This is a genomic window from Paenibacillus sp. LX16, from assembly GCF_036252815.1.
Lineage (GTDB): Bacteria > Bacillota > Bacilli > Paenibacillales > Paenibacillaceae > Paenibacillus > Paenibacillus polymyxa_B.
On record NZ_CP141152.1, the window covers coordinates 1,272,422 to 1,293,707 of the forward strand.

Here is a 21,286-nt window from a genome sequence, read left to right on the forward strand (position 1 = left end):
CATGAAAGTAGTACCTAAAGTAAATACAAACGGCCTCTATCTGGAGGACGAGCTGGTGGACGATGCCTTTTCAGGTGTCGTCCCTTTTTATACTCCATCTTCGCCCACGCTATCTGATACAAACCAGCAGCTAGACACCTATCAGCTTATTGACAGTAGCTCTGGTACCATAAATGGAACAAGTTCAGAAAGCATCCTTGCTGGTTACACAGTAGGAATTCCAGTACCACCCGGTCTATACCAGCCTCATTTTGATATCCAAGGCTGGCTGACCTATGAAGCGGAATATAATCAAAAGGTGATAGGAGCACAAAACGAATACGAGCAACTTAGCAAGGAGGCTCAGGCAGCATTTCAGAAGCTGCGTGATGAATGGCGAAACAAGCCGGAAAACGAACGCGGGGATGAACCTGTATATTTTGCTCAGACATTCACGGCTCCAGTACGAAGAGACCCAACGACGTTCTGGAGTGAAGGATTAAGTGCCGAAGCGATTAAGGAACTGACACAAAAGGCAGAGCAACAGCCGAGTGAGACAGATCAACTGAAGCAGCGTATTGCAGATCTCGAAGTGACGCTGACCCAGCTCATGCTTGGTAGCACAGGAAAATAACGTGTACAGACTATTATATATAGCAGAAATTTTTATATAAAAGAGGTGAAGTCATAACTATGACCGCTTTAACAGAGGCTCAAATGCGTATTTGTGCTCATGCTTGCATCACCCGCTATGAGCGAGGAGAGGGCGATATAGCAACGATCTTGGGGAGCTACGCTTTAGATGAAGAACAACGTGAACAAGTAATGAAGATTATTTTATCCAAGCATTCTGATCTAGTAGCTGGCAACGTAGATGATTCATCATCAACTGATGCTCTGAATGAACAGGAAGAAACGGTTAAATGGTATAACTCTATTTTCCGTAAGAAAACAGTATAAGAGAACAAAACAAAAATCATTGTTTTTATGCCCTTGGATTAACCAAGGGCATTCACTTTACACCTAGGTTCAAAAGGGGGAACAAACATGCATGAAAAGATCGATCAGATTTGGCTGGGGCTTTCCACGGGGACCTTGATCGGTTATTTTTTTGGGGGGTGGACTACAATGTTGACGTTGCTGTGGTGGATGGTCGTGATCGACTTTTTCACCGGATGGGCAGCGGCCTGGATTAATGGGGAGCTAAAAAGCCGCCAGGGGTATTACGGTATTTTTCGCAAGGTTACCGTGTTTTTGCTCATTACGGTAGCTCATCTAATCGACGGTATTCTCGGGGATGCACATTACTTCCGGGATGCCGTCGTTTTCTTTTATTTAGCGAACGAGCTGTTGTCCATTATTGAAAATGTGGGCAGAATGGGAGTGCCGATGCCGGATATTTTGCGGAATGCAGTAGCCATTTTTGAGTCCAAGTCGAGTGGAGAAAAAATAAAGCCAACCGACCCTTCTGACAAAGAAAATAAAGCTTCATAAAGTGCCACCAGTAGCCACTACCAAAATAGGCAGACTACCTTTTTGCCCTTTTTTCGGTATAAAAGTGGAAAAGCCCAGACCGTATGGATGGTCCAAGCATATGGATAACAGAGACAGAGTGAGCTACAACATTATGAATGATAAGGAGGGAACGCCTTATGCAGAATCGCAGCCCTAACGCTGCCGAAGGCATTGACGTGTCCCGATATCAGGGAACAATTGATTGGAAACGTGTACGAGCCGATGGTAAATCGTTTGCCTTTATTAAAGCGAGTCAAGGACAGCGTTACGTCGATCCGACATTTATCACGAATGCAAAAGGGATCAAGGCAGCCGGGCTCTTGCTGGGAGCTTACCATTTTGTAGATGCCACCAGTGTAAACGCAGCAAAAGCGGAAGCCAGGCATTTCGCCGAGGTGCTGGATCAGGTGGGTGGTGCGAAAGCGCTGGACTTGCCAGCGGTGATGGATTACGAAAATAATCCGGGAGGGCTTAGCTCGGCCGCGATTCATGAGATTGCGTTGGCATTTGTAACGGAATTTGAACGGGTAAGCGGCCGTAAGCCGATGGTATATACAGGGAATGCTTTTGCAGCCCATTTCAAAGCGCCATTAGGTAGTTATAAGCTGTGGATTGCGCATTATAGCACACGGGTGCCCAGCGACACCACGGCATGGAAGAGCTGGGACTTTTGGCAATACAGCGATAGTGGACGGGTTGATGGAATTCAAGGACCGGTTGACCTGAATGTATACGCCGGAACAGAGGCCGAGCTACGCCAAGCATTTGCAGGAGAAGAGGGGGATGAGCCAATGACAGCAGAGGAAAAAGCGGCATTTAAGGCCCTGCAGCAGCAGGTCGCCGTCCTTGAAAACAGCAAAGATGTGCTCAAGCAGACGTTGAATGAACAAAGCGCTTATATTAAAAAGATGGATCAGCGGGTCGCTGAACTGGAGGCGCGTCAGGCTATGCCTGTACCGGCATGGGCGAAGGAAGCGATGGCTGCCGCCGTTGCATTTAATCCAGCTAGCCCGATTGTGGATGCGAAACTGCCAAGTAGTTATGATTTTTATCGCTTACTGGTGGTACTGAACCGTCTGGGTGTGTTTAAAACAACCAAATGATCTTTTGCAAATCTTATGCCCGGAAGGGATTATTTTCATGTGATGCAAACCATATACCTGAAACGTAAATTGACAGGCGGTTCAAAGGCAACCGCCTGCATTTATTGTAAAGTAATGTTCTTCATAATTTCTACATAAGCTGAACTCGAACGCTTTAAAAGTGTGAATCATTGGGTGAAAATGCAGCATGTCTACCAGCCCGATCGAGCTGTAAAGGCCCCTGTATGTTTGTTTATTTCAGAAGATACCTGGGGATTAGGATATAAAGGATGTAGGTTTGATGCTGAATACATTTTTGAGGTAAGATTATGCTCCTGCTTGGAGGTTGAAGACCCTAAGCAGGAGCATTTATTTAATATGATCGTGTAAGTTGGTTTGTAATATTAATTGACATGATGAATAAAAACATATCGGAATGTATGAAAAACCCCCTTGTCTGCTTCCAGATTTTATAGTAAAGTATCCAATAATCAACTTTGTTTGAGCATAATATTCACTGTTTGTGAGTATATATCACACTTTCACCACGACCTAACATACTCCTCTTTCTATTTATTACATCACATCTATTCATTACCCTACAGCATCTCTTACACCACTAGATTATGAACACTTCTGTCCTACTACACCTATTTGATGAACTCGGAACTTGGGACCACAGCTTGAGGACAAGCTTGTCATGTCAATCCAAAGGAATTGGCATTCACCCGGTATCAACGAATTAACAATATATAAGGTGTGAAAGGGGTTTGCTGCATGAGCAAAAAGTATGCAAAACACAAAATCTGGACCGTTCTGCTGGTGCTTGCGCTAGGAGCTGTTTTGGCGCTTTCCGGTTGTGGGGGATCAAGTGAAGGAGCAAAGCCAGAGGCAGGGAAAACACCAAGTGGAGCAGGAGAGGGCGTGCAGGACACGCTCATTTATGGACGCGGCGGAGATTCCGTGGCGCTAGATCCTGCCATTGTGACTGAAAGCGAGTCGCTAAAAATCGGAATGCAAGTGTTCGACACACTGTTGGAATATAAGGAAAATACAACGGAGATCCAACCGGGGCTTGCAGAGAGCTGGGAAGTATCACCGGATGGACTGGTCTATACGTTCAAGCTGCGTCAGGGTGTAAAATTCCATGACGGAAGTGACTTTAACGCAGAAGCGGTTGTGTTTAACTTTGACCGCTGGGCTGATCCGAAAAGTCCATACAAATTTGAAGGTGACTCGTTTGACTATTATGATTCTATGTTCGGTCCTGAAGGAAGTAGGGTGATTAAGGAGGTTAAAGCGGTAGATGCGAACAGCGTCCAGTTTACACTAAACAAGCCGCAGGCGCCGTTTTTACAAAATATCGCCATGCCATCCTTTAGTATTGCTAGTCCCAAGGCTATTCAGGAGAAAAAGGCTGATTTCAAGAGTAATCCGGTCGGCACGGGACCTTTTGTATTTAAGGAATGGAAACGGAACGATACCATTACCTTGGAGAAGAATCCAAACTATTGGAAAGAGGGGCAGCCGAAGCTGGCAAAGATCATTGTTCGTTCCATACCCGACAATACTGCGCGATTTAATGCTCTGCAAAACGGGGAAATTGACCTGATGGAGGATTTGAACCCGGATGATGCGAAGCAGTTAGAAGGTAACAACGAGTTGGTGAAAATTGAACGTCCCTCCTTTAATGTGGCGTACATTGGATTTAATTTGAAGAAAAAGACATTCAATAATCCCAAGGTGCGGCAGGCACTGAATCACGCAGTGAACAAGCAGGCTATTATTGATGCATTGTTTGCAGGGCAGGCCAAGCCTGCGGTCAATCCGATGCCACCTACGTTATGGGGGTACAACGATAGTATCCAGGACTACGCCTATGATCTGGATAAGGCTAAATCTTTGCTGGCGGAAGCGGGCTTTCCTAACGGGCTTCCCGAGCCGTTAACCTTCTATGCAATGCCCGTATCTCGTCCTTATATGCCTGACGGCAAAAAGGTGGCAGAGGCCATTCAAGCCGATTTTGAAAAAATAGGCGTCAAAGTAAACATCCAATCCCCGGAATGGGCTACGTATCTGGATGATGTTAAGGCGGGGAAAAAGGATGATCTGTATATGCTGGGATGGAACGGGGATAATGGTGACCCGGATAATTTCCTTTATACATTGCTGGACAAGGATACGTTTCCAGGCAATAACCGTAGTTTTTATGTGAATGAGGAACTCCACAAAATATTGGTGAAGGCGCAGGTTGAGGTCGATCAGGGCAAGCGTGCGGAACTGTATAAAGAAGCACAAGTGATTATTAAACAGGATGCGCCGTGGATTCCATTGGTTCACAGCACACCGCTGATGGCAGGTAAAGCGAACCTCAAGGGTTTTGTACCTTCTCCAGCAGGTATGGAAGCGTATGGAAATATTTATTTTGAATAGCCCAAACGCAAGCAGGCGGTGAATAGGATATGAACTCATATATTGTAAAAAGACTGGCCATATTGATTCCTGTATTACTGGGCATGACGCTCATCGTTTTTTCCATTATTCATGCTATTCCGGGAGATCCGGCGGAAACCATACTGGGAGATAAGGCTACGGAACAGTCCAAGCAGGCGCTACGTGAGCAATTGGGGCTGAATAAGCCGTGGTTACAGCAATATGGGACCTATTTAGGTGAGCTGGCACAAGGGGACTTGGGCGATTCCATTCGCACCAAGCAGCCGATTGCCCGGGAAATGGTCCCTTATCTGGCGGCTACGCTGGAGTTGACAGTAGCAAGCATGTTTTTTGCCGTTGTAGTCGGAATGAATGCCGGCATCGTGAGTGCCTGGAAGCGAAATTCCTGGTTTGACTATGTCAGCATGGTCATTGCACTGGTCGGAGTATCGATGCCGATTTTTTGGCTGGGCTTGATGGAGCAGTGGATCTTTGCAAATAAACTGCATTGGCTTCCTTCCATCGGACGCATGAATTCCCGTGATCCGGTGGAAGCTGTGACACATTTAGCCGTGATTGATGCATTCATAGGTGGGCGTATGGATCAGGTGTGGACCGTCATCAAGCATTTGATCCTGCCCAGTATCGCACTTGGAACGATTCCAATGGCGGTCATTGCGCGCATTACCCGTTCCAGCATGCTGGAGGTTATGGATGCGGACTATATCCGTACGGCTCGGGCGAAGGGGCTGGCATCTTTTCAAGTCGTGTACAAACATGCGCTTAAAAATGCTGCGATCCCCGTACTTACTGTCATCGGTCTTCAGACTGGCTCACTACTGGGAGGCGCGGTACTGACAGAAACCATTTTTGCCTGGCCTGGCATCGGACGGTACATTTTTGAAGCGATCAGCTCGCGTGACTATCCGGTTATTCAAAGCGGAATTCTGATCATTGCGTTCCTGTTCGTCATCATTAATCTGATTGTCGATTTGCTGTACGCGGTGCTCGACCGGCGTATCCGTTATCAGTAATCAAGTCGTCAATTGTTCAAGGGGGAGCTTGTCCGATGTCACAATTTTCAATGGAACCCAACAACATACCGACGACACGCAGCACATTGGCGCATTTGCCTGTCGTGACTGGCCCTTGGAGAGACGCATGGAGGGCTTTTCGTCACAATAAAATGGCGTTCGTCGGCCTGAGCATTATTATCTTCTTTGTCATCATTGCTTTGATCGCGCCGTGGATTGCACCTTTTGACTATAAAGAGCAAAATTTGGTGAGCCGTTTGCAGCCTCCTTCTGCGGAGCATTGGTTCGGTACAGATGATCTCGGTCGAGATTTACTGACTCGCACGCTGTATGGAGCTAGAATCTCGTTGTGGGTCGGTTTCTTGTCTGTTATTGGTTCAATGATTGTAGGAACAGCCTTAGGTTTAATCGCAGGATTTTACGGAAAATGGGCAGATATGGCCATCTCGCGGCTATTCGACATTTTACTGGCATTTCCGGGGATTTTGCTGGCCATTGCTATTGTGGCCATTCTAGGGCCTTCATTGGAAAATGCGTTGTACGCCATTGCCATTGTCAATGTACCAACGTATGGACGGTTAGTTCGCTCTAAGGTGCTGAGTGTCAAAACGGAGGAGTATATCACTTCTGCTAGAGCGCTTGGAGCCAATAATACACGAATTATCCTCCGCTATATTTTGCCTAACAGCCTGACACCAATCATCGTACAGGGAACGTTGGGGATCGGAACGGCCATCATTGAAGCGGCAGCGCTTGGATTTCTGGGCTTGGGTGCACAACCTCCTGAGCCAGAGTGGGGTAAAATGTTGTCCGATTCGCGGCAATATATCCAGAACGCGCCGTGGACAGTTATCTTTCCGGGGATATCTATCATGCTGACCGTATTGGGCTTTAACCTGATGGGGGACGGCCTGAGGGATGTATTGGACCCGAGGGCGAAGCGTTAGAGCAAAAGTGGTGAGGTATATACAGTTGAGTAAAGAGGTGTTCTCTGGCCTGAAGCAAATGGCTGGGGAACACTTTTTTATATGACATTTTTCGTGTTGGAGTAGAAAGCACCATCCGACTGCGCAGTGGCGCTAAAAGTAACTTTTACAGCTGAAAGTCATGTGAACTTTCCTGAGGCGCGAAAAAAATGTATAATCACTCCAATTGAGTACGTAGGGAGTGGGCTTTATGACATGGCAGGACAAGAGAGAGCATCGGCAATTTGCGGAACAGACACGAAGCGACGCTTCACGGGCCGCATATGAACGGGACTACTCCCGTTTGATCCATTCACCGACTTTCCGTCGGTTGCAGGGTAAATCACAGGTGTTTGGCGCAGGCACGGGCGATTATTACCGCACACGACTGACGCATTCTTTGGAGGTAGCGCAAATTGCGCGTGAAGCATCACGAAGCTTGCTGCGCCGCCATCCCGAAGTAGAGCTGGAACAGGCAGATAACGCAGGACTGATCATTGACCCTGAGGTGGTAGAATGTGCTTCCATTGCACATGACTTTGGGCATCCACCGTTCGGACACAAGGGAGAAGAGGTGCTGGACGGGATTTTGGATCAACTGATTGAAACAAAGGTAGAAAAGATATCCTCTGCCGGAGGCTTCACACCGGAGTCTAAGCGCGGACAGGAGGCCTATGCGCGTGAGCGACGAATTTATGAGCATTTTGAAGGGAACGCGCACAATTTCCGGCTGATTATGTTTTTGGAAAAGCGTGAGAACGTGGATGGTTTGAATTTGTCGGACGCTGTGTTATTGGGGATCAACAAATACCCGTACCCGGGGATTCTGAACAAAAAAGGGTTGTACCTGCATGAGTGGGAATACATACGTTCCATCCGCGAGGATTGGGGTATCCCTGATGGTAAAAAGACGCTGGAAGCCCAGCTTATGGACCTGTGCGACGATATCGCTTATTCTGCGCATGATCTGGAGGATGGGATTAAGGCTGGGAAAATCGAGGTACACGAGCACTTCTTATATGATCCGTATTTAATTCGTCTGATTACGGAGAAAATCACCACGTTGGAGGATAGCTTCTGGCAAGGCTGGCAACTGGCTCAGATTGAGCAGAAGGTAGCGGCTGTGCTGAGCGAATTTTTGAAGGTGTGGAACGGCAAGATGCCGATGTGTGAACACGATTATTCCCGTACCCGCCGTGAAGTGAAGGCATACTGGGTCAGCCTGTTTGTCAGCAGCTTGGGTGTAATTGATGATGGAAATTGGAAAAAGGTGACCTTCGTACGGGAAGGAAACGAAGATTTGGATATGCTGCGCACTGTGAGTGTGTTGAAAAGCTTTGCTTGGGTTACGATGATCCGCGATCTGCGCGTACAGCGACTGCAAAAACGGAGTGAGTGGATGCTCAGACGGCTGTGGTTAGCTTTTCTAGACCCGGAAACGTCCAAATCTATTATTCCAAGCGACTGGCTCCAGCGCTATGAGCGCGACCAAGCCAAGGCGAAACCGATCTGGACATGGGAGCATATGGTCATAGACTATATTGCAGGCATGACCGATGCTTTTGCTGAAAAAATTTATAATGAGTTATACGGTCTGAAGGTGGGTTCCATTTATGATCTGGATTGACCTTTAAATTACCCCTATATAGTAGAAGGAACTGGTTTGTAGCGGATAGCAGGAGGGAGGAATGTGTCTGTGCCATCTCGGTCTTTATCTATAAAAAGGTTGAATCTCGGTGTGCTCGATATGGTGCCGTTGCTGCCCGGTAACCGTCCAGAGCAGGCGGTTCAACGAGCTGGTGAACTAGCGAGACAGGCAGAAGCATGGGGATATACACGCTACTGGACCTCGGAGCACCATGATATGGAGGGGCTGGCTTCCTCCAGCCCGGAAGTACTGCTGTCGCATATCGGGGCGGTGACGAAGACAATCAAACTGGGTGCAGGTGCTATTTTGCTCCCGCATTATAGTCCAGTCAAGGTCGCGGAATGGTTTCATCTGCTGGCCGCTCTATATCCTGGCAGAGTCGAATTGGGTCTGGGGAGAGCACCTGGTGGGGGACCTCATGCTTCGATGGCACTGAGCGGCAATTTTCTTCAACATGTGACGGAGCTGCCACAGACGATGGAAGCTCTACTGGCTTTGCTGGAAGGTACTTACGAATATGAACAGGTGCCTGTGTTTGCTCGGCCGATGCCTGAACAGCCGCCAGCAGTGTGGATGCTGGGTACAAACCGAAAAAGTGCCGAATATGCCGCCCAGTATTCAACAGGCTATGTATTCGGTCAGTTTATGAGTGAACAGCAAACGGAAGAGATGCTAAGCATTTACCGCTCCAGCTTTCAGCCATCCAATCGGATAGACAAGCCACGTACCATGGTTGCTGTAGGCGCAGTATGTGCCTTGACGAATGAGCTGGCGCAGCAATGGGCTGCTCAGATTTCATTGGGCGACCCGGCAACGCGAGCCAGCTGGCTAGTGGGAACGCCGTCGGATATTGCCGAACGGTTACGCGGCTTGCAGATCAAATATGATAATGATGAGTTTCTGTTGGTCACACCGATTCCCGATTATGAGCAGCGGCTGCACTCCTACCGTCTAATAGCGGAGGCTGTAAATTCTAGCCTTGATTCCAAATGAAAAGAGATATGACATGAATAAACAGAAAACGAATATCGATGAAATGAAACCAAGCTACATATATACCTATGCGTGTCATGAAACAGAGCGTGAGTTATGTCTTTTGGAATTGAAATGCTTGTTCGGTCAGCCGCCCGTACAGGATTCCATCCTGTTGTCCCATCGGCGGCTGGAACCGGGGACCAGCCCGTTTATTCATCTTCGGCTGGATGTAATGACAGATGCGGGAACACTGGAAGAGCTGTGCGAAGCAGCCTCTATGTTACAACTTGAGGAAGAAAAGACTTTCAAGGTGTTGTGCCTTAAAGAAGGTGACCATGAGGCCGACTATGATGAGCGGCGCGGGATCGAACGCCGAATTGGTGCACGCATTCATGGCCAGGCGCAAATGAAGACACCAGATATCACCCTTGGTGTTATTCGGATAGGAGAACGGTGGCTACTGGGCATGTGTCAGTATAGCGACAGATCGTGGCAGGAGCGTCGTCAGAAGCCGCAAAATTATTCTACTGGACTACCTGTTCTAGTAGCCAGAGCACTTGTGAATTTGGCAGCAACGGATCTAACAGCAGCAAAGGGAAAGTCAGGCTCATTGAAACTGCTAGACCCGTGTTGTGGTATGGGCAATGTAATGATTGAGGCATTGAGTATGGGAAAGGATATTCGGGGTTGTGACATCAACCCGTTGGCGGTGCGTGGGGCACGAGTGAATTTGCGTCATTTTGGATATGAAGAAGATCTAGTGAAGCTCGGGGATATGAATATGCTCGAAGGCACATACGATGCGGCCATATTGGATATGCCCTATAACCTGTGCTCCGTGCTCCCGGCTGATGAACAAAAGAAGATGCTGCGCAGTCTGAGACGCTTGGCCGCGCGGGCAGTGGTCGTGAGCACGGAGCCGATGGAAACATTGTTATCCGAGTCAGGCTGGACCCTTACGGAGCAATGCCGCATACATAAGACAGGTATGAGTCGGGAAATCTGGATCTGTAAGTAGTGTATTAATACTGAGTTTTGTAGTTAACCAAATTCAGCGGTAACTCCTGATCAGCGGCATAGGCATTCAAATTAGTAAGAAAAATATCCACCGCCCGTTCGGCATATTTGTCCGTATCGCCTGCAATATGCGGTGTGATCAAGACATGGTCCAGACTCCATAGCGGATGTGAAGCAGGTAGCGGTTCTTCCTCGAATACATCCAGTCCGGCAAAGGCAATATGCTTTTGTTCCAAAGAGCGTACAAGCGCATCCGTATGAACGGTGCCACCGCGACCTACATTAATGAAGAAGGCTCCCTTACGCATAGCTGCAAATGCTTTTTCGTCAAAGAAGTGATGGGTTTCCTCGGTGAATGGCAATATATTTACCACGATATCCGCTGCTCCCAATGCTTCGTGTAGTTGTTCGTTAGTATACATGTGCTCTACATGGGGAGCTTCCTTGCCAGAACGGCGGACTCCGATCACCCGCATGCCAAAAGCTTCTGCAATCCGTGCTGTTTCGCGGCCAATTTCGCCAACGCCTGTAATCAATAGCGTTTTACCACGTAATTCCGTCAGTTGGCCTTTCGGTGGCTGCCATGTTTTCTGACGTTGCAAGAGAGCTGCTTGCTGTAAATAACGTGTATGCGATAGCAGCATTCCAAAGATCTGCTCTGTAATTGGAATTGCATGCACACCACTTGTATTCGTTAGTAAAATGTTACGCTTCTCCAATTCGGTAAGCGGTAGCTTATCAATCCCAGCCGACCAGGTTTGTATCCACTTCAGCTTGCTGTCTGGATGTAATGCCTCCTCGGCAATATGCTTGGACCAGCCTAGAATAACCTCGGCCTCCCGGATTTGTTTAGACTCCAATTCCTGAGCTTTGCCAATAATCAACTCGTAGCCCGGAGCCGCTGCACGAACTTGTTTTTTTTGCTCTTCCGTAAGTTGATGTAAGCTTAAAATGTTTCCCATAGTTCATAGCCTCCTCGATTTTTGATCCCTTGGAGTTTCCAATATATTCTGGCGAACCATCCTTTCAAGAATAACAGATTGCCGAAAAAATTGCATAAGAAGGGTAAAAACGAGCTCGCAGTGTCACTATATATAACAACAAATGGCTTTACCCTGATCAGGGACAATCCAAACAGCTACTTTTTGAGATATCCACAAATATCTATTAGAAAAGGAAGTATATGTTGATGAAAAATGAATCGCAAAGACTTTTTACAGCTATTGCTCTCCCAAATGAGCATAAGAAGAAGTTACATTATTGGGTGGAGCATGATTTAAAAGACCTGACTTTTCGCAAATGGAGTGATTTCAGAGATTACCACGTGACACTTCAGTTTTTGGGTGATGTGGAGACCTCGGTTATACCGAAACTTGAGCAGGTTTTAGTTCAAGCTGCAGCTGAGCATGACCCGTTCACACTCGGCATTGGAGAAGCAGGTTTTTTTGGCCGTGAAGAATTTCCGCGTGTACTGTGGAGGGGAGTGACCGGGCAGCGTGATTCACTGGATCAACTGTACCAGTCCATACTCCAGGCTACCGAACCGCTGGGTTTTAAACCCGAGGAGCGACCTTATCGACCTCATATCACCCTAGCACGTTCGTACACAGGAGAACAGCCTATTCCACCGTCTATTTGGCAGCCAAATGACCGATGCAGCGAGCTGTGGGAAGTGGGGGAATTTGTTTTATACGCAACCCGAATGGGTCAAAAACCAATGTACCAAATAATTCAAACATTCCCATTAATGAGGTGAAAGCCTTGATCTATCAGCGAATTTAGTGATATAGTGTTTCAGCGTTATTCAAAAGGCGCATTTTGGGTTACATATCTGAGGAATGTGCTTAAAGTTAACGGGAGGAACATTATGGAAATTGTTAAAGAACATCGTTGGTTTGCACCTCTATTGAGTGTGCTGCTTGTTTGTATATTGGGGATAGGCCTCTACGCTGAGGTTCAGCAAACACAGAAAAATCATAAAAATACACCTATGCAATCTCTGAGCTGGTCAGGGAACTCCTCGTCTCCTACATATGGCGACAGGATGGGGATCCATAACGGGTCAAATAGGACAAGCCCCATCTTTGTCGCTGCTCATGGGCAGTCAAGCTGGAAGGAAATCATGCCGACTCCGTTACCCGCTTCCCAGATGAAGCAGGCGGAACAAGCTCGGAATAACGTTGCTACAGGTAAGAAAAAGCCTGAGGTCCAGCATAGCAAGTCCGCAATCCTAACCCCTCCTACAACCATCTACTTTACGAAGACAAAAATGCTCACGCAGGATGACAAGGCGTTGTCTACCTGGAGCTATCCTGTCTCCGCTAAAGAACTGCTCCTGCTGCAAAAAATAGTGATGGCAGAAGCAGAAGGCGAACCGTACGAAGGCAAAGTGGCAGTTGCCAACGTTGTCTTAAACCGGCTGCGGTCAGCCCCATTTCCCGATACGATTCAGGCAGTGATTTATCAAAAAGCGCAATTTAGTCCGGTCGCGAACGGGCGTCTTCGTCGTGTTCAGCCCAACCAGGACAGCATTCGTGCGGTTACTGCTGCTTTGAACGGCCATAAAGCCGTGCCTGATAACACCTGTTTTTTCCTGTCGCTTACGTTGGCCCAGGACCTTACAGTTCATCATTCCCGTACCAAGGTGAAAACCATCGGTCATCATACCTTTTATAAATAAAGGTAGCCTTCTACAAATAACAGCCCTTTCTAAACAATAGGGTTCAGCTTTGTGAACGGATTTTGTGGTACAGGTGAAGCCAGTATGCAAAAGAGGTATAATAGGTAAAGGAAAGTAACCAAAATAATGAAAGTGACAAAGGAGGCGTAGATGATATGAAAATCACATATTATGGACATTCAGTTGTACTGGTAGAGGCAGAGGGGAAACGGATTATTATTGATCCTTTTTTGACGGGAAATCCTAAAGCAACCGTACAAGCCGAGGATATTCAGGTGGATGCCGTACTGTTGACACACGGTCATGCCGATCATTTTGGAGATGCTGTTGAAATTGCCAAGCGCAATGATTGTCCAGTAATCGCGGTCGCGGAACTGGCCGAATATTGTTTATCCTTGGGGGCCAAAGCTCACGGTATGAATCTGGGTGGGGGGCACCACTTTGACGGTTTCCATGTGAAATTCACACTTGCGTTCCACAGCTCATCTTTGACGGTGGACGGAAAACCCATTTACATGGGAGAGCCTGCGGGGATTTTATTGACCATGGGAGGCCAAACCTTTTTTCATGCAGGGGATACTGGCCTGTTTGGCGACATGCGTCTCATTGGGGAAACTAACTCCATTGATGCTGCGGTATTGCCGATCGGAGATGGTTATACGATGGGACCGGAGGATGCACTGCTGGCAGCAAAATGGCTGCGTGCAAGCCGCGTAATACCGGTGCATTACAATACGTTCCCGGGTATTGAGCAGGACGGAGACGGCTTCTGTGATCGTCTGCACAAAGAAGGCATTGAAGGGAAAGCATTGAAGCCCGGCGAAAGTCTCGAATTTTAATACGGATATCTAATTTGCGAGAATACACTTGATGGTCTATAAACTCATCAAATCTCCTTTGTCAGCCTTTTCTGTTCCTTAGAGGAATAGGAAAGGCTGTTTTTTAAAAGTGAATATTTATACATAAAAATGAGATATTTTTGCATTGATACGTTGAAGCTGTAATGTAAAAGATTTATTATCACAATCATAAAAACTTTGAATTGCTAACATGATAGGTCAATGATAAAATGATAGAACTAATTAGATTCATCAGTGGAATCGACGTATTTTTCAAGTCAAGCCATTGCATAATTATTGAAAAACATACGCATTCAGCGGACCGTACCGCCTTGAATACGTCACATGTTTTGTCCCCCATTCCTCGTAGTTGTTCTTTGAGTTACCTCTTGTTGCCACTGTCTTCTATTCGGCCGCCTGTATTTCAGGCCAGCATGACTTTATAACAGAAAGGTTGCGTTCCATGAGACAGACAGGTTTACCACCCAAACAGGGACTATATGATCCCCAATTCGAAAAAGACGCCTGCGGCATGGGCTTTGTTGCCCACATCAAGGGAAAACCATCGCACGATATTGTAAGTCAGGCTTTGACCATGCTCGTGAATATGGAGCATCGGGGCGGTCAGGGAAGTGAACCAAACTCCGGTGACGGAGCAGGGATTATGATTCAGGTCCCTCATCTGTTTTTTCAAGAGGAAGCGGAGCGATTGGGTTTCAAATTGCCAAAGGCCGGACATTATGGCGTGGGTATGCTTTTTGTATCCAATGATCCCAAAGTTCGTGAGGTGCATGAGCAGAAGCTAAGAGATATCATCGTGGACGAAGGTCAAAATTGTTTGGGTTTTCGCGATGTTCCAACTTATGACGAAATGCTGGGTAAATCGGCAAAAGCAGCTAAACCGGGCGTGCGTCAGGTATTCATCGGTCGCAGTAGCGATCTGAAGGAAGAGCTGGACTTCGAACGGAAGCTGTATGTCATTCGCAAACGTGCAGAGCTTGCTATTCGCTATAACCAAGAGGATGAGAATGGTGAGTCGTTCTATATTCCAAGTTTGTCATGTCGCAAGGTTGTATACAAAGGAATGCTCACAACCGAGCAGGTAGGCAAATTTTATCTGGATTTGCAGGATGATCGGGTGACATCGGCGATCGCGCTGGTCCATTCCCGTTTTAGCACGAATACGTTCCCGAGCTGGGACCGTGCGCATCCTTATCGTTTTATGATTCACAACGGTGAAATTAATACGATGCGCGGCAACGTGAACTGGATGCATGCTCGCCAGGCGCAGTTTGAAAGCGAAGCGTTTGGCGGAGATATCAAGAAGGTAAAACCCGTCATTAACCCAGATGGCTCAGATACAGCCATGTTTGATAATACGCTGGAGTTTCTGTATCTGAGCGGACGTTCCCTTCCTCATGTAGCCATGATGATGGTGCCGGAGCCTTGGAACAAGCATGAAACCATGGATCCGAAGAAACGGGCATTTTATGAATATCACAGCACCATGATGGAGCCGTGGGACGGACCTGCTGCGATGGCGTTTACAGATGGTATCCAAATCGGGGCGATTCTCGACCGTAACGGTCTGCGTCCTGCACGTTACTATGTGACCAAGGATGATCTGATCGCACTGTCTTCAGAGGCGGGTGTATTGGATATTGCTCCTGAAAATGTGCTCTATAAGGATCGTCTCCGTCCGGGTCGTATGCTGTTGGTTGATACCCAAGAAGGCCGTATCGTTTCTGACGAAGAGTTAAAGGAACGTATCGCTTCCGAGGAACCTTATCAGCAATGGCTGGATGAGCACTTGGTTGATCTGGATGAGCTGCCGGAAGCACTAGAACAGCCGGAGCCTAAACATGAAAATGTAAATCAGCTTCAGCTTGCTTTTGGGTATACGTTTGAAGAACTGCGCAAAATTCTGGAGCCGATGGCACTTACAGGTGCAGAACCGATTGGCTCAATGGGGTACGATGCACCATTGGCGGTGCTGTCTGACCGTCCGCAACGTTTGTACAATTACTTTAAACAAATGTTCGCCCAAGTCACGAACCCGCCGATTGACGCCATTCGTGAAGAGATTGTAACGTCAACCGCAACTACGATTGGACCAGAGCGCAATTTGCTGCATCCAGAACCGGAAAGCTGTCGCCAGATTCGTTTGGATTCGCCGGTGCTATCGAATGAGGAGTTTGCCAAAATTCGCCACGTACACCGTCCTGGCTTCAAATCAATGACAATTCCGATCTTCTTTGAAGCGAAGGAAGGTGCTGAGGGCTTACGCAAGGCGCTGGAAGGATTGTTTGAGGCGGCTGACCGTGTCATTGACAAAGGTCATAACATCCTGATTTTGTCCGACCGTGGAGTGGATGCTGAAAATGCGGCCATTCCAGCGTTGCTAGCTGTTTCCAGCCTGCATCACCATCTGATTAAGCAGGGTACACGCACACGTGTGAGCATTTTGCTGGAGTCTGGGGAGCCAAGGGATATTCACCATTATGCGGTGCTGCTTGGCTACGGTGTGAGCGCGGTTAATCCGTATCTGGCTTTTGAAACGCTGGATGTCATGATTCAGCAGGGCTTGCTGCGCGGCATCTCGCACGAAAAGGCAGTTAAAAATTATATTAAAGCGGCAACAAAGGGTGTCGTTAAAATATTGTCCAAAATGGGTATTTCCACGATTCAGTCGTACCGTGGAGCACAAATTTTTGAGGCTGTAGGTCTGAAGCAGGATTTTGTTGACCGTTATTTCACCTGGACACCTTCCCGCATTGGCGGTATCGGTCTGGAGGAAGTGACTACGGAAGCGCTGGTTCATCATAACCGTGCTTTCACCGACAAGGACGGCAACGACAAAGTGCTGGATTCGGGCGGCGACTATCAATGGCGTAACGACGGGGAAGAGCATTTGTTTAACCCGCAAACGGTGCATTTGCTCCAGCAGTCGGTTCGCTCTGGAGACTACAAGTTGTACAAGAAATACGCCAAGCTGGTGCAGGGCGAAACGGAACAGCATTTAACGATCCGCTCCATGCTTCAGTTGAAGCCTACGGGTGAGCCTGTGCCGCTGGAAGAAGTGGAATCGGCTGCATCCATTATGCGTCGCTTCAAGACAGGAGCCATGTCCTTTGGCTCGATCAGTCAGGAAGCGCATGAAGATATGGCGATTGCAATGAATCGGATCGGTGGCAAGAGCAATACGGGTGAAGGTGGGGAGAACCCTGCACGTTTCATACCGGATGCCAATGGCGATTCTCGTCGCAGTTCGATTAAGCAGGTAGCGTCGGGCCGATTCGGTGTAACATCGAATTACTTGGTGAATGCCGACGAAATTCAGATCAAAATGGCGCAAGGCGCTAAGCCGGGCGAAGGTGGACAACTGCCAGGACGTAAGGTATACCCTTGGGTCGCTGAGGTACGTGGTTCTACGCCAGGCGTAGGTTTGATTTCACCACCGCCGCATCACGATATTTATTCTATCGAGGATTTGGCAGAGCTCATCTATGATCTCAAAAACGCCAATCCGCGTGCTGACATTAACGTGAAACTGGTGTCGGAAGTAGGCGTAGGCACGATTGCTACAGGGGTAGCAAAAGGCCGTGCTGACATTATTCTGGTCAGCGGTTACGACGGTGGTACAGGCGCTTCCCCGCAAGGCTCCATCCGCCATGCGGGTATGCCTTGGGAGCTGGGTCTGGCGGAGACGCATCAGACGCTGATGTTAAACAACCTGCGCGACCGCGTAGTATTGGAGACAGACGGCAAGATGCTGTCTGGCCGCGATTTGGTAGTAGCTGCCCTGTTGGGCGCGGAAGAATACGGCTTCTCTACAGCGCCGCTCGTAGCGTTGGGTTGTATTATGATGCGGGTATGCCAAATGGATACGTGTCCGGTTGGTGTGGCTACGCAGAATCCGGAGCTACGCAAAAATTATATGGGCGATCCTGCCCATGTGGTGAATTTTATGCGTTTCATCGCAGAAGATGTCCGTGAAATTATGGCGGAATTGGGCTTCCGTACGATCCAGGAAATGATTGGACGTACGGATTGTCTGGATACCGTGAACGCCGATTCGCACTGGAAGAAGAAGGGCGTAGACCTGAGCTTGCTGTTGCATGTTCCTGAGTTGGAAGAAGGTAGTGTACGTTACCGCGTACAACGCCAAAATCACGGTCTGGAAGAAACACTCGACATGCAGCAGCTCGTACCGATGGCTGCGGAAGCGCTGGAGAACGGAACGCCTGTTGAGGGTACCTTACCTATTACAAACGTGAATCGGGCGGTAGGGACGATTCTGGGCAGCGAGGTCACCCGTAAGTATGGAGCGGCGGGTCTGCCTGAGGATACGATTCGCTTTAACTTTATTGGATCGGCAGGTCAGAGCTTCGGGGCATTTATTCCGAAAGGCATCACGTTGAGCGTGGAAGGCGATAGCAATGACTATGTCGGTAAAGGGCTATCTGGCGGTAAGGTTATTGTGAAAAAGTCTCATAAAGCGACCTTTAAGGCAGAAGAGAACATTATTATCGGAAATACAGCCTTGTATGGAGCGACCAGCGGTGAAGCTTACATTAGCGGAATCGCAGGCGAGCGCTTTGCCGTTCGGAACTCCGGCGCACGTATTGTAGTTGAGGGCGTTGGGGATCATGGTTGCGAATATATGACGGGCGGGCGTGTAGCTGTATTGGGTGGAACCGGACGGAATTTTGGAGCCGGAATGTCCGGAGGTATTGCATATGTCTATGACCCTGAGGGGACGTTCCTGAGCCGTTGTAATCTGGAAATGGTGTTGCTGGAAGGTGTGGAAGATCCTGCAGAAGCAGCGGAGTTGCGCGGCTTGATTCAACGCCATGTCACTTACACGGGTAGTGAAGCGGGACAACGTATTTTGGATGATTGGCAGACTGCGATTCAACAGTTTGTACGAGTGATTCCAAAGGATTACAAGCGTATGGTTGAACAGATCCAAAAAGAAGAGGCAACTGGTTTGAGCGGAGATGAAGCTCTGTTGGCAGCATTTGAAGCCAATATGCGTGAATTAGCGCGTGCTGGGGGCTAAAATGTAGACTACCAGATTCACTAAAAAAGGACTCGCTGAATACCGCTGTTAAATTACAGTGGTACCAGCAAGTCTTTTTTAGGTTACTGAATTGTGATTTATTCCCTTGACAAACGTCATAAATTCTGACATTACCCCCAAAATGTTTTCCTGAAACGGTAAATATGTTATAAAAAGTACCAAATTTTTTGGAATGTAACCGTTTACGTAAGAGTTTATGTCTTGTTATTTATTTTTGGATTGGTTATGATTTTTTAGAGTACACAAACAAACCTAATATGCCCATCGTCCCTTCAAAACACAGAATAGGGTGACAGGATGAAGTTGAGAAAGTCAGCAGAAGACAAAATGATTTTTTTATACCGTTATGTATCACTATCTTTAACGTCACTTGTTTTTCTGTTCGAATCATCTAGATTAGTCGTGTGGCAGAAGCTGTTACTGATTGGTTTTCTATTTTTATCCGTTACAGCATTTACTTGGATTTACCGTAAATACAGACTTCATGATATGGTATTGAAATGCAGCATTGCACTAGAAACAGCAGGGATCATTTTGTTGTTATTCCCGACTGGAGGGATAAATAGCCCGTTCAAATGGTATGTGATTACTCCCATGCTGGTAGCTTGTGCTCATCTATCTATGAGGTACAGCTGGACACTCCTACTTTCTTATATCGGTTTGGTGCTCACATTTTGTTATATCTTTTTTACACCAGGTCAATATTTTTTGTGGGATCTTATATTGCAGAACATTAATTTGTTTCTGGTATTGATCGTAACCACGATGGCAATGCAGGTTATCGGCGTCATGAAGGACGAACTGAAGGTGGCTAAAGAACAAGCCAATGAGACGATGGATCATATCAAGTCGATTTACCACATCATGGAGACGACCAGCCATAATGAGGCCTTAAATCTCGGCCAGGTCATCTCGGATTACACTGTCAAGCTAACCAAGCAGAGCCGTGCATTTTTCTGGCTGGATAGTCAGGAGGAAGATGCACCGGCAAGTAGCCAGACAGGCTGGACGGTAGAGGAAGAGGAGCAGCTATTCGAGGAACTGGAGAATTACCGGGAGGAGTTCAGGGAAGAGCGCGAACCATTTTTCAGACATTTGCCGGAATGGGGCGACTTTCTCATGATCACCGTACCGATGACGACCCGTTTTGTAGCGACCATCGGCCTCAAGCTGGGACCGGATCAAAGTCTGACAGGAAGACGCTGGCTCGTGCAACAACTGATATTCTTAGCTGAGTTGAGTGCTGTGTTCCTGGAGCGCTATGAGCTGGAGCGTATTGAGAATCAGCTGATTGTGACGAATGAGCAGAACCGGATTGCAAATGAAATGCATGACAATGTTTCTCAAAGTCTTTTTGGTATTGTGTACGCAACGCATTCTCTCCGGCAAACCTGGTGTCATCAGCCAAAGGAGCAGGTGGAGGAGCAAATTGATCTAATTCAGCAATCAGCCAACCAAGCGGTTAGAGAGCTGAAAGGGGCGATTCATAGTTTAAGCTCGAAAAAAAGCGGAGGCTCAACTTGGTTAGGGACGGTGAAAAGTCATCTGCATACACTCTCCAAGCTGAATCATGTACAAATTGATTTTGACATTCATGGTGATCATTATTCACTTCCGTATTTGTACCAAAAGGCTTTGTTCCGCATCATTTCCGAAGCGGCGGGGAACGCAATCCGTCATGGATTGGCCAAGCGAATTGATGTGAAGTTAAAATTGACGCCCCAAGTGATTAGACTGTCTATTCATGACGACGGAGTAGGGTTTGAGACGGCGAGAATGGTAGCAGGAGGTGAGGCGGTCAGTGCAGGCGGGGGCCTGGGCATGATGAATATGGAATATTTAGCTCAATCGATGGGAGGCGAATTTGATATTTCAAGTCGAATCGGAGAGGGAACACAGATCCGATTGTCCATTCCGGTAAATGCTTATGAATGAGGATTTTGCAAAATCCTCGAATAAAATGTGTGAACATTCTGCAATACAAAATCTGCGGTAACAATCGGATACATAGGGATTATGCAAATCCTGAACTGTAG

General features: G+C 47.5%; 16 protein-coding genes. 15 read left to right on the plus strand and 1 reads right to left on the minus strand.

The window, feature by feature from the left end:
- Window position 1: 1 nt before the first annotated feature.
- The 10 genes from T3H97_RS05745 (at window position 2) to T3H97_RS05790 (ending at window position 10,649) form a co-directional block, all read left to right on the plus strand.
- Window positions 2-613 (plus strand): hypothetical protein, encoded by a 612-nt coding sequence (locus tag T3H97_RS05745; RefSeq protein WP_328801953.1) that lies wholly within the window; start codon window positions 2-4, stop codon window positions 611-613.
- A 59-nt stretch (window positions 614-672) separates the two neighbouring features.
- Window positions 673-939, plus strand: coding sequence for a hypothetical protein (locus T3H97_RS05750; protein ID WP_328801954.1), 267 nt, complete (start codon window positions 673-675; stop codon window positions 937-939).
- An 87-nt stretch (window positions 940-1,026) separates the two neighbouring features.
- Window positions 1,027-1,473, plus strand: coding sequence for a phage holin family protein (locus T3H97_RS05755; RefSeq protein ID WP_023987387.1), 447 nt, complete (start codon window positions 1,027-1,029; stop codon window positions 1,471-1,473).
- Between the two features lie 158 nt (window positions 1,474-1,631).
- The gene (locus T3H97_RS05760) at window positions 1,632-2,597 is read left to right on the plus strand and encodes a glycoside hydrolase family 25 protein (protein WP_328801955.1); all 966 of its coding nucleotides are present in this window, start codon (window positions 1,632-1,634) and stop codon (window positions 2,595-2,597) included.
- 756 nt (window positions 2,598-3,353) lie between these two features.
- Window positions 3,354-5,009, plus strand: coding sequence for an ABC transporter substrate-binding protein (locus T3H97_RS05765; RefSeq protein WP_328801956.1), 1,656 nt, complete (start codon window positions 3,354-3,356; stop codon window positions 5,007-5,009).
- 29 nt (window positions 5,010-5,038) lie between these two features.
- Window positions 5,039-6,043, plus strand: coding sequence for an ABC transporter permease (locus tag T3H97_RS05770; RefSeq protein WP_069291317.1), 1,005 nt, complete (start codon window positions 5,039-5,041; stop codon window positions 6,041-6,043).
- A 35-nt stretch (window positions 6,044-6,078) separates the two neighbouring features.
- Complete coding sequence (nikC, locus tag T3H97_RS05775) at window positions 6,079-6,990, plus strand: nickel transporter permease (RefSeq protein WP_103048940.1); 912 nt, start codon at window positions 6,079-6,081, stop codon at window positions 6,988-6,990.
- Between the two features lie 229 nt (window positions 6,991-7,219).
- Window positions 7,220-8,635, plus strand: a complete 1,416-nt coding sequence (locus T3H97_RS05780) for a deoxyguanosinetriphosphate triphosphohydrolase family protein (RefSeq protein WP_103048939.1) — start codon at window positions 7,220-7,222, stop codon at window positions 8,633-8,635.
- A gap of 69 nt (window positions 8,636-8,704) precedes the next feature.
- Window positions 8,705-9,649: an MsnO8 family LLM class oxidoreductase gene (locus T3H97_RS05785; protein ID WP_328802785.1), complete on the plus strand. Its 945-nt coding sequence runs from the start codon at window positions 8,705-8,707 to the stop codon at window positions 9,647-9,649.
- Window positions 9,650-9,662: 13 nt separating this feature from the next.
- Window positions 9,663-10,649: a TRM11 family SAM-dependent methyltransferase gene (locus T3H97_RS05790; RefSeq protein ID WP_328801957.1), complete on the plus strand. Its 987-nt coding sequence runs from the start codon at window positions 9,663-9,665 to the stop codon at window positions 10,647-10,649.
- 4 nt (window positions 10,650-10,653) lie between these two features.
- Here the strand turns inward: T3H97_RS05790 and T3H97_RS05795 are convergent, their stop codons facing one another.
- Window positions 10,654-11,610, minus strand: coding sequence for a D-2-hydroxyacid dehydrogenase (locus T3H97_RS05795; protein ID WP_328801958.1), 957 nt, complete (start codon window positions 11,608-11,610; stop codon window positions 10,654-10,656).
- A gap of 227 nt (window positions 11,611-11,837) precedes the next feature.
- Here T3H97_RS05795 and thpR point away from each other — a divergent pair, with 227 nt between their 5' ends.
- The 5 genes from thpR to T3H97_RS05820 all read left to right on the plus strand — a co-directional run bounded on the left by thpR (window position 11,838) and on the right by T3H97_RS05820 (window position 21,185).
- Window positions 11,838-12,404, plus strand: a complete 567-nt coding sequence (thpR, locus tag T3H97_RS05800) for an RNA 2',3'-cyclic phosphodiesterase (RefSeq protein WP_328801959.1) — start codon at window positions 11,838-11,840, stop codon at window positions 12,402-12,404.
- 111 nt (window positions 12,405-12,515) lie between these two features.
- Complete coding sequence (locus tag T3H97_RS05805) at window positions 12,516-13,328, plus strand: cell wall hydrolase (RefSeq protein WP_328801960.1); 813 nt, start codon at window positions 12,516-12,518, stop codon at window positions 13,326-13,328.
- A 155-nt stretch (window positions 13,329-13,483) separates the two neighbouring features.
- A complete protein-coding gene (locus T3H97_RS05810) occupies window positions 13,484-14,167 on the plus strand; it encodes a metal-dependent hydrolase (RefSeq protein ID WP_328801961.1) in 684 nt (227 codons plus the stop codon).
- 463 nt (window positions 14,168-14,630) lie between these two features.
- Window positions 14,631-19,229, plus strand: a complete 4,599-nt coding sequence (gltB, locus tag T3H97_RS05815) for a glutamate synthase large subunit (RefSeq protein ID WP_328801962.1) — start codon at window positions 14,631-14,633, stop codon at window positions 19,227-19,229.
- Window positions 19,230-19,547: 318 nt separating this feature from the next.
- Window positions 19,548-21,185, plus strand: coding sequence for a sensor histidine kinase (locus T3H97_RS05820; protein WP_025720514.1), 1,638 nt, complete (start codon window positions 19,548-19,550; stop codon window positions 21,183-21,185).
- Window positions 21,186-21,286 lie beyond the last annotated feature (101 nt).